This window comes from Humidesulfovibrio idahonensis (assembly GCF_054657715.1).
The window spans coordinates 767,741-781,420 of sequence record NZ_BAAHYE010000003.1; the positions used below are offsets into that span (position 1 = coordinate 767,741).

7 protein-coding genes and 1 pseudogene are annotated in these 13,680 nt (G+C 66.8%); 5 read left to right on the plus strand and 3 right to left on the minus strand.

The window, feature by feature from the left end; all coding sequences use genetic code 11:
- Nucleotides 1-112 precede the first annotated feature (112 nt).
- Nucleotides 113-1,318 (plus strand): aldo/keto reductase, encoded by a 1,206-nt coding sequence (locus ACYQ4W_RS09875; RefSeq protein WP_459855884.1) that lies wholly within the window; start codon nt 113-115, stop codon nt 1,316-1,318.
- A 379-nt stretch (nt 1,319-1,697) separates the two neighbouring features.
- Entirely contained in the window at nt 1,698-2,936 is a 1,239-nt protein-coding gene (locus ACYQ4W_RS09880; RefSeq protein ID WP_459855887.1) for an MFS transporter, read from the plus strand.
- Between the two features lie 302 nt (nt 2,937-3,238).
- On the opposite strand, the gene ACYQ4W_RS09885 is transcribed toward ACYQ4W_RS09880, so the two are convergent.
- The 3 genes and pseudogenes from ACYQ4W_RS09885 to ACYQ4W_RS09895 all read right to left on the minus strand — a co-directional run bounded on the left by ACYQ4W_RS09885 (nt 3,239) and on the right by ACYQ4W_RS09895 (nt 5,209).
- Nucleotides 3,239-4,117: an AraC family transcriptional regulator gene (locus tag ACYQ4W_RS09885; RefSeq protein WP_459855889.1), complete on the minus strand. Its 879-nt coding sequence runs from the start codon at nt 4,115-4,117 to the stop codon at nt 3,239-3,241.
- Between the two features lie 253 nt (nt 4,118-4,370).
- Nucleotides 4,371-4,541, minus strand: a pseudogene (locus ACYQ4W_RS09890) (efflux RND transporter permease subunit); the annotation flags it as partial.
- Nucleotides 4,542-4,699: 158 nt separating this feature from the next.
- Complete coding sequence (locus ACYQ4W_RS09895; protein ID WP_459855892.1) at nt 4,700-5,209, minus strand: MarR family winged helix-turn-helix transcriptional regulator; 510 nt, start codon at nt 5,207-5,209, stop codon at nt 4,700-4,702.
- 386 nt (nt 5,210-5,595) lie between these two features.
- Here ACYQ4W_RS09895 and ACYQ4W_RS09900 point away from each other — a divergent pair, with 386 nt between their 5' ends.
- Genes ACYQ4W_RS09900 through ACYQ4W_RS09910 form a run of 3 tightly spaced genes read left to right on the plus strand, consistent with a single transcriptional unit; the run spans nt 5,596 to nt 13,579 of the window.
- On the plus strand, nt 5,596-7,257 hold the full coding sequence (locus ACYQ4W_RS09900) for an MdtA/MuxA family multidrug efflux RND transporter periplasmic adaptor subunit (protein WP_459855895.1): 1,662 nt from the start codon (nt 5,596-5,598) through the stop codon (nt 7,255-7,257).
- Nucleotides 7,254-10,472, plus strand: coding sequence for a multidrug efflux RND transporter permease subunit (locus ACYQ4W_RS09905; RefSeq protein ID WP_459855898.1), 3,219 nt, complete (start codon nt 7,254-7,256; stop codon nt 10,470-10,472). The genes ACYQ4W_RS09900 and ACYQ4W_RS09905 overlap by 4 nt, the downstream gene beginning before the upstream one ends.
- A complete protein-coding gene (locus ACYQ4W_RS09910; protein ID WP_459855901.1) occupies nt 10,469-13,579 on the plus strand; it encodes a multidrug efflux RND transporter permease subunit in 3,111 nt (1,036 codons plus the stop codon). The genes ACYQ4W_RS09905 and ACYQ4W_RS09910 overlap by 4 nt, the downstream gene beginning before the upstream one ends.
- Nucleotides 13,580-13,680 lie beyond the last annotated feature (101 nt).

Here is a 13,680-nt window from a genome sequence, read left to right on the forward strand (position 1 = left end):
AGAAACCGGCATTCTTCCAGCAAGGCCTATCGGGTATCTCCTCCTGCATCCGGCCGCACGCCGCGTTGCGACGCCCCAAAGCAGACACAAGCAGAAAAGAAGGAGAGACGTGATGCTCTACAGAACCATGCCCAAAACCGGCGACAAACTCTCCATCCTCGGCTTCGGCTGCATGCGCCTGCCCATGGCGGGCGGCATCATCGACGACGCCCGGGCCATCGCCCAGGTGCGCAGCGCCATAGACCAGGGCGTCAACTACATCGACACGGCCTGGCCCTACCATGGCGGCGAAAGCGAGCCCTTTGTGGGCCGCGCCCTGCGCGACGGCTACCGCGACCGCGTCCGGCTGGCCACCAAGCTGCCCTCGTGGATGATCAAGACGCGCGCGGACATGGACCGCTACCTGAACGCGCAGCTCACCCGGCTTGAGACCGGGCGCATCGACTACTATCTCGTCCACTCCCTCGACGGCGAGCTGTGGGACAAGCTCATGGCCCTCGGCATCCTCGAGTTTCTCGACACCGCGAAGCAAGACGGGCGCATCGTCAACGCCGGGTTCTCGTTCCACGGGCTGGCCACGGACTTCACGCGCATTGTGGACGCCTATCCCTGGGAGTTCTGCCAAATCCAGTACAACTACCTGGACCAAAGCTTCCAGGCGGGCACGGCCGGACTGAAATACGCCGCGTCCAAGGGCCTGGGCGTCGTCATCATGGAGCCCCTGCGCGGCGGCCTGCTGGCCAGACCCACCCCGCCGCCGGCCGTGGCCGCCATTTGGGACCAGGCGTCCCCGCGGCGCAGTCCGGTCGAATGGGCGCTGCGTTGGGTGTGGAACCACCCGGAGGTGACGGTGGTGCTCTCCGGCATGAACGAGGAAGCCCATGTGGAGCAGAACCTCGCCATGGCGGGCGAGGCCCACGCGGGCTCCCTGAGCGACGGGGAACTGGCCCTTGTGGATCGCGCCGCGCGCACCTATCATGAGCTGATGCAGGTGGGCTGCACGGGCTGCGGCTACTGCATGCCCTGTCCGGCCGGGGTCGACATCCCCAAGAGCTTCAGCTTCTTCAACAGCATGTATCTCTCCGGCGAGCGCGAGGCCATGCGCATGTTCTATTTGCTGAGCGTGGACGGCGGGCTCATCCACGAAAAGTCCGGGCTGGCCTCCGAGTGCGTCAAGTGCGGCCAGTGCCTGGAGAAGTGCCCGCAGCAGATCCAGATACCGGACATGCTGGAGCGCGTGGTCGAGGAAATGGAAGGCGATGATCTGCGCGAGCGGGCGGCCATGGCCCGGCAGGCGTTTTTGCAGGAAGCCAAGTAGCCGGGGCCGCGGGCGCAACCGCCTGCCGGGCAGCAAGCCAGACATCAGGCCAGGCATCAGGCTTTGCCCCACCCTGGCGTCCACCGGGAAGCACGGCATCAGATTGACATCAGGCCGGGCGTCCGCAAAACACACGGCCCCCGGCGGGATGGACGGTCGGGGTATTCGACTAAGGGACATTCGCCGGAGCATCCGCCGAATTGCCCGGCCGAATTGCCTGGCCGAATTGCCTGGTCGGGGGCATGAGCCGGGACATCCGGCGTGGCAGCAAACAGAATATCCGACGGCGCATCACGGGCGCGGTACGGGCGCGACACCAGCACGACACGAACAGCCAGGCAGCGGGCACAGAACGCCACGGACAGGCACAGGGAGCGGCATGAGCGGAACGACACGGGAAAGCGCGGCTTCGGCGCAGGCGGGGGGCCTCGGCAAGGGCATAGTGCCCCTCATGGCCGCGGCCTCCGGGCTGTATGTGGCGAGCATCTATTACAATCAGCCCATGCTCGGCATTCTGGCCCGTGAATTCGGCGTCGGCCCGGGCGAGGTGGCGCACATCGCCGTGCTGACGCAGGTGGGCTACGCGCTGGGACTGGTGTTTCTGGCTTCGCTGGGCGACTGCGTGGAGCGGCGCAGGCTCATCGGCCTCACCTCCACGGCGCTTGCTCTGGCCCTGGCCTGCGCGGCCCTGGCCCCAAGCTTCGCCGTGCTGTGCGCGGCCAGCCTGTGCATCGGCGCCCTGGCCACCGTGGCCCAGCAGGTTGTGCCCATGGCCGCGCACCTTGCGCCGGACAGCCAGCGCGGCCGCGTGGTGGGCTCGGTCATGGCCGGACTCTTGGCGGGCATTCTGCTGGCGCGCACGGTCAGCGGCGCGGTGTCGCAATACTTCAGCTGGCGCGAAATGTTCGGTCTGGCGGCCATAGCCACCCTGGGCATGGGCGCGGTGCTGGCCCTGCGCCTGCCCCGCGCGGAGCCCGCGGCCGGGCTGACCTATCCGCGCGTGCTGTCCTCCATGCTCCAACTCTTGCGCAAGCATGCGCGCCTGCGCAGGGCCGGAATGGTCCAGGGTCTGCTGTTCAGCGCCTTTGTGGCCTTCTGGGCCAATCTGGCGCTGTATCTGGAACGACCGCCCTTTTCCCAGGGCAGCGCCGTGGCAGGCCTGCTGGGCGTGCTGGGCGTGGCCGGAGTGCTGGCGGCTCCGCTGGCCGGACGCCTGGCCGACAAGGGCAAGGGCGGGCGCGGCAAGCTCATCGCCTGGGGCGCGGCGGCGCTGGCTGCGTCCTTCGCGCTTTTGGGATTCTTCCAGGGTTCGTGGACCGCGCTTGTCCTGGCCATCATCCTCATGGACATCGGCATGCAGGCGGCCATGATCTCGAACCAGTCGCGGGTGTACGGCCTGAACGCCTCGGCGCGCAGCAGGCTGAACACGGTGTTCATGACCATCATGTTCGCCAGCGGCTCCGTGGGCACGGCCATCGGGGCCTGGGCCTTCGCCCGCTTCGGGTGGGAGGGCGTGTGCGTCATGGGCGCGGTTTCCGGCCTGGCCGCCTGCGCCTTGGAAGCCTTGTCCACGGACGAAGCCAACAGGACGGAAGCAAAAACCGTGGCGGCGGACTGACCCGACCGGCCTGCCCGGCCATTGGAGCCCGGGGCGCTGGCCCAATCGATGTCCGAGACGCGCGGCCCGCCAATTGCTGGGCCTTGCAGGCGATCTCTGACCAATCGCTGGCCCGATAACATGCAGGGCAGGCCCTGGCCTTAGGCAAGCAGGAGGCTGGCGTCCGGCGCGGCCTGGTCCGAAGCGACCCGGCACAGGTTGTCGATGGCCGCGGCGACGAGAAGGCGGGTGATGCGCCAGCACATGAACCGCATGCGCCTTTTGGGCGTCGGGCGTCCAGGTGTGCGTCGCGAAGGCGGGCCTCAGCCCCGTTGCGACGCGGGCAGGCGGCCCGGGCTCGCGCCGAAGTAGCGCTTGAACTCGCGGCTGAACTGCGAAACGCTTTCATAGCCCACCAGCCGCGCGGCTTCGCTGGCGCGCACCCCCTGGTCCACCAGCATGTTCTTGGCCTGGTTGAGCCGCACCTTCTTGAGATATTGGATGGGCGAGAGCGACGTGACCTGCTTGAAGGTCCGGTGGAAGGACGACGCGCTCATGTTCACGCAGCCGGCCAGCTTGTCCACGTTGAAGGGCTGGCTGAAATTGCTGTGGATCTGCTTGAGGGCCTTGTCGATGCGCGCAAGCCCGGTGTTCTTCATGGCCAGGGCGTAGAGCGAGGCCGCGTTCTCGCCGCACATGATGCGGAAGAGCAGCTCGCGCTGGAGCCCGGGGCCAAGCACGCGGCCCTCCACAGGCGATTCCAGCGCGCGCAGAAGCCGCAGCACGGTCTCCTTGAAGGGCTTGTCCGCGTAGGCCAGAGCCAGGCCCTGGTGTTTGCACCGGCAGCGCGCGCCCGCCTCCTCGGCCTCGTCCTCCATTTGCCCGATGACGCTTAAAAGCATGCCCATGTCGATGTCCACGGCCATGGACAGCAGCGGCTGCTCCACGCTGGCCGTGGCCTCGCACTCTGCGGGCAAGGGCACGGAGAGCACCAGATAGTGGTCGCGGTCGTACTCGTACACCTCGCCGCCCAGGCGCACGCGCTTGGCTCCCTGGCCAAGGATGATGACCCCTTGCTGATACAGCAGCGGGCACGGCTCAATGCTCTGCGAGCGCCGGTGCAGACGCACGCCGGGCAGCGCCGTTTCGGTGAGCCCTTCGGTCTTGGCCAGGCGGTTCATCAACTCCGCAATCTCGTCCATGATGCCTCCTCGCTGCTCGGCGCAATCACGCCGCGCCATACGCTCCTGCCCAGGCCGCGCGCCGGTGCTTGGCCTTCTTGGCCGATGCCATGACGAAACGCAGCCGTTGGGCGCATACTCGCAAACATGACTGGAACAGGCAAGGAAATTGCGCCCGGCATGTGGCAATGCGCATTATGCCGGCAGGTATCGGCAGTCTTTTGCGCCAGCACAACCGCCGCGCCAAGCGGCCGGAGGCGCGGGCGGGCGTGTGCGCGCTGGGCAGGGTGGAGAGGATGGTCACCGGATGCACCAGGCTCTCGTACAGCACGCCCAGCACGATATACACGCTGATGAGCGCGGCCAGAATGAGCAGGGGCTGGTTGGCCAGGGCGGCCTGGAAGGCCTGCGCCGTGCCCTGAATAGGGAAAAGGCTTGCCGGAAGCGCGGGCGTGCATGCTCTGCGGCCAGGGCGCGAGCCATGCGGGGCAGTCGGAACGGCTTCCGCGTCAAAGCAATGCGCGAGACCGATGAACAAGGTCGGCGGGCAAGGTCGGAGGACCAGGCCACGAACAAGGCCGACGGACAAAGCGACGGAGCGGCTTACTTCACGTCCGGCGCGTTGGCGGGGCAAAGCTCGGGCGCGCCGATGGGCGGAGCGCTGCCTTCGGCGGAATCGGTGCCGATGACCGTCTCCAGGGTGCCCAGCACGGCGTAGAGCACATCAAGCTCAAGGTTGGAAAGGTTCGCCAGCCGCCGCACAAAGACGGCCGTGGCCTCGGTGCGGGCCTCGGCCAGCACGCGCATGCCCGCGGGAGTCAGGGCGATGTCCACGCGCCGACGGTCCTGGGCATTGGCCGCGCGCACAAGCAGTCCGCGTCCCACAAGCCCCTCCACCACCTTGGAGGCGGAAGGCATGCCGAGCCCCAAGTGCTCCGCCGCCTCGGAAAGCGCCGCATCCTTATGATTCATGTAGAACACCAAGGTGCGGAACTGCGGCACGGTGAGCTCACGCGGACGCCCGGCGCGCATTTCCACGCGCAGGGTCTGCATCAGTCGCGGGGCCAAGCTCAACAAGCGCTCGGCGCATTTCTGTGCTGTTTGGGGCGCCATGCTCCTCCCGGGAAATGATTTCCTTCGTGAACCTTTTATCCCGCAGTGTTCGTCCAGTCAAGGCCCAAACCGAAAACACGTGCAAACGCAATATGTTCACCATAACCATGCGCAGAAAATGAGTGTTTATATTCATACCAGCTCCGCGATCTGGTGTTTTTTTCCGCTTGCATAGGAAATTTCACGCTGATATTAGTTTCACGGAATAACTTTCCGCCAGGGCGTAAAAGCGGACGGATACAGACACGCAACGGTCCGCAACCCTTCGGTATAGCAGGTATGGTTATTGCAATGTCTCATGTGCTGCAACGTTTTGTCCGATACGTCAGGAAATTTCCGGCGGGCCAAGCCCGCAGGCGCGCTGCCAGCCGCCACAGGATACAGCAATGAGTGAAACCGCTCCGCTTCCGGTCGCCTCCCGAAAAACCAAATGGCTGCTGCTCGCCCTGGTGGCCCTCTGCCTGGCTGCGGGCGGCGGGGCCTACTGGTACAAGGCCGCGGCCAACGCGGCCAAGCAGGCCGCCAACGGCAAGAACCGCCCCCTGCCCGTTGTGGTGGCCGAGGCCAAGACCCAGGATGTGGAGGTGTTTCTCTCCAGCCTGGGCACGGTGACCCCGCAAAGCACCGTGACCGTGCGCAGCCGCGTGGACGGCCAGCTCATGCAGGTGCTCTTCCGCGAGGGGCAGATGGTGAAGGCCGGCGACCTTCTTTTAGTCATCGATTCAAGACCTTTCCAGGTGCAGCTCGCCCAGGCCGACGGCCAGCTCCGGCGCGACAGGGCGCTTTTGGAAAACGCCCGCATGGACCTCAAGCGCTACGCCGAGCTCATGGCGCAGGGCGCCATCGCCCGTCAGCAGTATGACACGCAGCAGTCCCTGGTGCACCAGTACGAGGGCACCGTGGCCGCGGACAAGGCCACGGCGGACAGCGCCAGGCTGCAAATCACCTACAGCCGCATCACCGCGCCGGTTTCCGGCCAGGTGGGTCTGCGTCAGGTGGATCCGGGCAATATGGTGCACGCCAGTGATGCAAACGGCCTGCTCGTTGTGAACCAGATTGCACCGATCAACGTGGTGTTCACCCTGCCCGAGGACCAGCTGCCTAAAGTTATGGATAAATTGCGCACGGGCGAGAAGCTGCGCGTGGACGCCTACGACCGCGAGCAGACCAAAAAGCTCGCCCAGGGCGAACTCTTCAGCCTGGACAACCAGATAGACACCAGCACCGGCACGGTGAAGCTCAAGGCCACCTTCGCCAACACCAAGGGCGAACTGTACCCCAACCAGTTCGTCAACGCCAAGCTGCTGCTCGAAGTGCTCAAGGACGCCATCGTGGTGCCCGCCGCCGCCGTGCAGCGCGGCCAGCAGGGCACGTATCTGTATGTCGTCTCGCCGGAGGGCGTGGCCAATGCTCGGAATGTGAGCGTGGGCGAAAGCGGCGACGGCCAGAGCGTCATCTTGAAGGGCCTGGCCCTTGGCGAAAAGGTCGTTGTGGACGGCGCGGACCGCCTGCGCGACGGCTCCCCGGTGGAAATCAAACTTCCCGGCGGCAAGAAGCCCGAGGCCGGCACCCAGAACGCCACCAGCCAGAACGCCACCGCCCAGGCTCCTGACCAGCCCGCGGACAAGGCGAAGGGGCAGTCGACCGGCCAAATGGCAGGGCAACCGGCGGCGCACCAGAACGCCACAGCTCAGCCCGGCGCGGCCTCCGGCGCAACCAGAGGCCCGGTCGCCAAGCCGGAGGACCGCAAGGCCGCTCCTGTGGCCAAATCCGACGCCAAGCCCGATGCCAAGGCCGACGCCAAGGCCGATGCAAAAACGGACGCCAAGGCCGCGCGCAAAGCACAGACGCCAGCCGCAGGCACTGCCGCCAAGACGGACGCGACGACCAGCGCCCACACCAACGCCACAACAAACGTCACGGCGGAGCACAAGGCCAAGGCCGAGCAGAAGCCGGGACAAAAGCCGGACCATAAGCCGGACAAGCAGCCCGACGCCGCGCCGAAGCAGGATGTCCAGGCGGGGAGCCAGCCCCAGGCCCGGCCATGAACATCTGCGAGCCGTTCATCCGGCGGCCGGTCGCCACCTCGCTGTTGATGGTGGCCATCGTGCTGGCCGGCTTGGTGGCCTACAAGCAGCTGCCCGTGGCCGCCCTGCCCCAGGTGGACTATCCCACCATCCAGGTGCGCACCTTTTATCCCGGCGCCAGCCCGGATGTCATGGCCACCAGCGTCACCGCGCCGCTGGAGCGCCAGTTCGGGCAAATGCCCGGCCTCTCGCAGATGACCTCCACCAGCTCCGGCGGCTGCTCGGTCATCCTGCTCCAGTTCTCCCTTGAAATCAGCCTCGACGTGGCCGAGCAGCAGGTCCAGGCGGCCATCAACGCCGGCTACTCCTATCTGCCAAAGGACCTGCCCAATCCGCCCGTGTACAGCAAGGTCAACCCGGCCGACGCGCCCATTCTCACCCTGGCCCTGACCTCCAAGGAGCTGCCGCTCTACAAGGTTGAGGACCTGGCCGACACGCGCCTGGCGCAGAAAATTTCGCAGCTGCCGGGCGTGGGCTTGGTGAGCATAAGCGGCGGGCAGCGCCCGGCCGTGCGCGTGCACGCCAACCCGCGCGCCCTTTCCGCCCTGGGCCTTTCGCTGGAGGACCTGCGCACGTCCATAGCCGCGGCCAACGTGAACCAGGCCAAGGGCGGCTTCGACGGCCCGCGCCAGGCCGCCATCATCGGCGCCAACGACCAGCTTTATTCCAGCAAGGACTACCGCCAGCTCATCGTGGCCTGGAAGAACGGTGCGCCCGTGTTCCTGACCGACGTGGCCGAGGTGGTGGACGGTCCCGAGGACGTGCGCCAGGCCGCCTGGATGAACAACGACCCGGCGATCATCGTGAACATCCAGCGCCAGCCCGGGGCCAACGTCATCGAGGTGGTGGACCGCGTGAAGCGGCTCTTGCCGCAACTCAAGAGCGCCCTGCCCGCCTCGGTCCAGGTCACCGTGCTTTCCGACCGCACCATGACCATCCGCGCCAGCGTGCGCGACGTGCAGCACGAACTCATGCTGGCCGTGGCCCTGGTGGTGCTCGTCATCTACCTGTTCTTGCGCAACCTGCCCGCCACCACCATTCCCAGCGTGGCCGTGCCCGTGTCTTTGGTGGGCACCTTCGGCGTCATGTATCTGGCGGGCTTCAGCCTCAACAACCTCTCGCTCATGGCGCTCACCATCTCCACGGGCTTCGTGGTCGACGACGCCATCGTCATGATCGAAAACGTCAGCCGCTACGTGGAGGAGGGCGATCCGCCCTTCCTTGCCGCGCTCAAGGGCTCCAAGCAGATAGGCTTCACCATCCTCTCACTCACGGTGTCGCTCATCGCGGTGCTCATTCCCCTGCTGTTCATGGGCGACGTGGTGGGCCGGCTCTTCCGCGAGTTCGCCATCACCCTCGGCGTCACCATTCTTATTTCCGCCGTGGTTTCGCTCACGCTCACGCCCATGATGTGCGCGCGCCTGCTCAAGCATGTGCCCAAGGAAAAGCTGCCCACGCGCGGCCCGGCCGCCTGGATGCAGCGCCAGTTCGACCGCATGGTGCAGGGCTACGCCACAAGCCTGGAGTACGTGCTGGAGCACCAGAACGCCACGCTGGCCGTGGCCGTGGGCACCCTCGTGCTCACCGTGGTGCTGTATGTCATCGTGCCCAAGGGCTTTTTCCCCGTGCAGGACACGGGCATCATCCTGGGCGTTTCCGAGGCGCCGCAGTCCTCGTCCTTCCAGGCCATGAGCGAGCGCCAGCAGGAGCTCGTGAAGGAGATTCTGAAGGACCCGGCGGTGGAGAGCCTCTCGTCCTTCATCGGCATCGACGGCCAGAACGTGTCGTTGAACACCGGGCGCATCCAGATCGTCCTCAAGCCCCTGGCCGACCGCGACGAGACCGCGCAGGAGGTCATCCGCAGGCTTTCGCCGCGCCTTTCCGCCCTGGGCGGCAACGCCCTGTTCATGCAGCCCGCCCAGGACCTGACGGTTGACGCGCGCAGCAGCCGCACCCAGTACCAGTACACCCTTGAGGACGCCAACCCGGCCACCCTGGCCCTGTGGGCCCCGCGCTTCATCGACGCCCTGCGCGCCCGGCCGGAGCTCATCGACGTGAGCAGCGACCAGCTGAACAACGGCCTGCGCATCCAGCTGGACATCGACCGGGCCACGGCCTCGCGCCTGGGCATAACGCCCCAGGCCATAGACGACGCCCTGTACGACGCCTTCGGCCAGCGCTTCGTGTCCACCATCTTTACGGAGCTGAACCAGTACCGCGTGGTGCTGGTGGCCCCCCTGGGCATGCAGGAAGGCCCGCAGGCCCTGAACGCCATCTACATCAAGAGCGCGGACGGCGGCAGCGTGCCCCTCTCCTCGCTGGTGACCGTGCGCGAGACCAGCACCCAGCTCGTCATCTCGCGCCAGGGGCAGTTCCCCTCGGTGACGGCCTCCTTCAACCTCGCCCCGGGCGTGGCCCTGGGCCACGCGGTGGACGCCGTGCACGAGACCGCGCGCGACGTGGGCCTGCCGGACAGCACCGCGGGCAGCTTCCAGGGCACGGCGCAGGCCTTCATGGCCTCGCTGGGCAACCAGCCCCTGCTCATTCTGGCCGCGCTCATCACGGTCTACATCGTGCTCGGCGTCATGTACGAAAGCTACATCCACCCGGTGACCATCCTCTCCACCCTGCCCAGCGCGGGCGTGGGCGCGGTGCTGGCCCTCATGGCCTGCCGCATGGAGCTCACGGTCATCGCGGTCATCGGCATCATCCTGCTCATCGGCATCGTCAAAAAGAACGGCATCATGATGGTCGACTTCGCCCTGGAGGCCGAGCGCGAGCACGGCCTGCCCCCGCGCGAGGCCATCTACCAGGCCAGCCTGCTGCGCTTCCGGCCCATCATGATGACCACCATGGCCGCGCTTCTGGGCGCTTTGCCCATGGCGCTGGGCACCGGCGTGGGCTCGGAGCTCAGGCGTCCCCTCGGCGTGTCCATCATCGGCGGCCTGGTCATCAGCCAGGTGCTCACGCTCTACACCACGCCGGTCATCTACCTGGCCTTCGACCGGTTGGCCCGGCGCGTGCTGGGCCATGGAGCCGCGGGCAAAATCGCCCCGCCCGAGCCGGAAGAAACGAGGAAAGACGCGCCGGAAAACATGACAAAAGACACGGCGGCGGACGCAGCGGACGGCACGAAGCGCGACGCTACCCAAAGCGGGCCCACGGACAAGCCATGAGCCTCTCCGCGCCCTTCATCCGGCGGCCCGTGGCCACCACGCTGCTGACCCTGGCCATAGCCCTGGCCGGGGCCATAGCCTTTCGCCTGCTGCCGGTTTCGCCGCTGCCGCAGGTGGACTTTCCGACCATTTCCGTTTCCGCCGCGCTGCCCGGCGCGGACCCGGAAACCATGGCCACCAGCGTGGCCGCGCCGCTGGAGCGGCAGTTCGGCCGCATTGCCGGCGTGACCGAGATGACGAGCACCAGCTCACGCGGCAGCACCAGCATCACCCTGCAGTTCGACCTGGACCGCGACATCAACGGCGCCGCGCGCGACGTGCAGGCGGCCATCAACGCCGCGCGGGGCTTTCTGCCCTCGAACATGCCGTCCAACCCCAACTACCGCAAGATCAACCCGGCCGACGCGCCCATTCTCATCCTGGCCCTGACCTCCGAAAAGCACACCCGCGCCCAGCTGTACGACACCGCCGCCACAGTTTTGCAGCAAAAGCTGGCCCAGGTGGAGGGCGTGGGGCAGGTGTTCGTGGGCGGTGGCTCGCTGCCCGCCGTGCGCGTGGAGCTCAACCCCGCCGCCGTGAGCCGCTACGGCCTGAGCCTGGAGGACGTGCGCGGCGTTCTCGCCAAGACCAACGTCAACCGGCCCAAGGGCCAGGTGTCCCAGGGAGACCGCGCCTGGGAGGTGATGACCAACGATCAGTTGAAACCCAAGGCCTCGGAGTACGAGCCGCTGGTGCTCACCTACCGCTCCGGCGCGGCGGTGCGCCTGGCCGATGTGGCCACCGTCACCGAAAGCGTGGAGGACACGCGCGCCGCGGGCTTCGTCAACGGCAAGCCCGCCGTGCTGCTGGTCATCTTCCGCCAGCCCGGCGCAAACATCATCGAGACCGTGAACAGCGTGCGCGGGCTGCTGCCCCGGCTTGAGGCCGGACTGCCCGGCGGCATGACCCTGAATCCCGTGGTGGACCGCTCGCCGCCGATCAGGGGCTCGCTCAAGGATGTCGAGCTGAGCCTGCTGCTCTCCTGCGCCCTGGTCATCCTGGTGGTGTTCGTGTTTCTGCGCACCTTCCGCGCCACGGTCATTCCCGCCGTGGCCACGGTGGTTTCGCTGGTGGGCACCTTCGCCATCATGTTTCTGTGCGGCTATTCGCTGGACAACCTCTCGCTCATGGCGCTCACCATCGCCACGGGCTTCGTGGTCGACGACGCCATCGTGGTGCTGGAGAACATAACCCGGCACATCGAGGGCGGCATGCAGCCGCGCGAGGCCGCCTTTGCCGGCGCCAAGGAGATCTCCTTCACCGTCGTCTCCATGAGCATTTCGCTGGTGGCGGTGTTTTTGCCCATTCTGCTCATGGGCGGCATGGTGGGACGCCTGTTCCGCGAGTTCGCGGTGGTGCTCTCCTCCGCCATTTTCGTATCCATGCTGCTCTCGCTCACCACCACGCCCATGATGTGCGCGGCGCTTTTGCGCCCGCCCGGACAGGAGCGCAAGGGCTGGTTCAGCCGCGGCAGCGAGCGCGTGTTCAACAACCTCGCCGCGCTCTACGCCGAAACCCTGCGCACGGCCCTGCGCCACAAGCGCATCACCCTGTGCATCGCCATCGGCACCCTGCTGCTGAACGGCTACCTCTACGTGCTCATCCCCAAGGGCTTCTTTCCCCAGCAGGACACCGGGCGGCTTTCCGGCAACATCCAGGCCGCGCAGGACGTCTCGTTCCAGACCATGGAAAGAAAGCTCAAGCGCGTCATGGAGATCATGAAGGAGGACCCGGACGTGGAATACGTCACCGGGTTCATCGGCGGCACGGGCGGCGGCTCCAGCGGCAGCCCGAACAGCGCGCGCATCTTCGCCACCCTGGCCCCCTTCGAGAAGCGCGGCATCAACGCCGAGCAGGTCATGGGCAGGCTGCGCAAGAAGCTTGCCGGCGTGCCGGGTGCGCCCACGTATCTGCAGCTGGTGCAGGACCTGCGCGTGGGCGGGCGCGGTTCGAGCGCGCTGTACCAGTACACCCTGCAGGCCGAGAGCGTGAACGACCTGAACTACTGGTCGCCCCGGTTGTTGGCCAAGCTGCGCTCGCTGCCGCAACTGGTCGACGTGAACAGCGACCAGCTGGACCGGGGCCTCATGTCCACCCTGAGCATCGACCGGGCCACGGCCTCGCGCCTGGGCGTCACCCCGCAGCTCATCGACAACATCCTGTACGACGCCTTCGGCCAGCGGCAGGTCTCCATCACCTATGCGCCGCTCAACCAGTACCATGTGGTCATGGAGGCCGAACCCGGCCACCTGCTGGGACCGGACGGCCTGAAGGACATCTACGTGCCCCTTTCCGACGGCTCGCAGGTGCCCCTTTCCGTGTTCACGCGGCACACCACCAACTCCACCTCCCTCGCGGTGAACCATCAAAGCCAGTTCCCCTCGGTGACGCTCTCCTTCAACCTGGCGCCGGGCACGGCCCTGGGCGACGCGGTGAAGGTCATCGACGAGGCCGCGCGCGACCTGGGCCTGCCCGGCAGCATCCGGGGCAGCTTCCAGGGCACGGCGCAGGCCTTCCAGGCCGCCCTGGCCAACCAGCCCCTGCTCATTCTGGCCGCGCTCATCAGCGTGTATATCGTGCTGGGCGTGCTGTACGAGAGCCTGGTGCATCCGGTGACCATCCTCTCCACCCTGCCCAGCGCGGGCGTGGGCGCGGTGCTGGCCCTGCTGGCCACCGGCACGGACCTTTCGGTCATCGCCATCATCGGCATCATCCTGCTCATCGGCATCGTCAAAAAGAACGGCATCATGATGGTCGACTTCGCCATCGACGCCGAACGCCGCGGCGGGCTCTCGCCCGAGGACGCCATCAGCAAGGCCTGCCTGCTGCGCTTCCGGCCCATCATGATGACCACCATGGCCGCGCTCTTGGGCGCGCTGCCCTTGGCCCTGGGCCAGGGCGTCGGCTCGGAGCTCAGGCGGCCGCTGGGCATCACCATCATCGGCGGGCTGTTGTTCAGCCAGGCCATGACGCTGTACACCACGCCCGTGGTCTACCTGTACATGGAGCGCGCGCGCCTGTGGATGAAGCGCCGGGGCAAGCACGCGCAGCAGGAATCCGCCCTGTAAGCCCGCCTTGTGGATTCACCATGTGGATCCGTGGGGCAAAGTCAGCCGCCGCAACGCGGGCCGCAAGCATTCCATCTGGCGATTCCTCCCGCCCGCGCCGC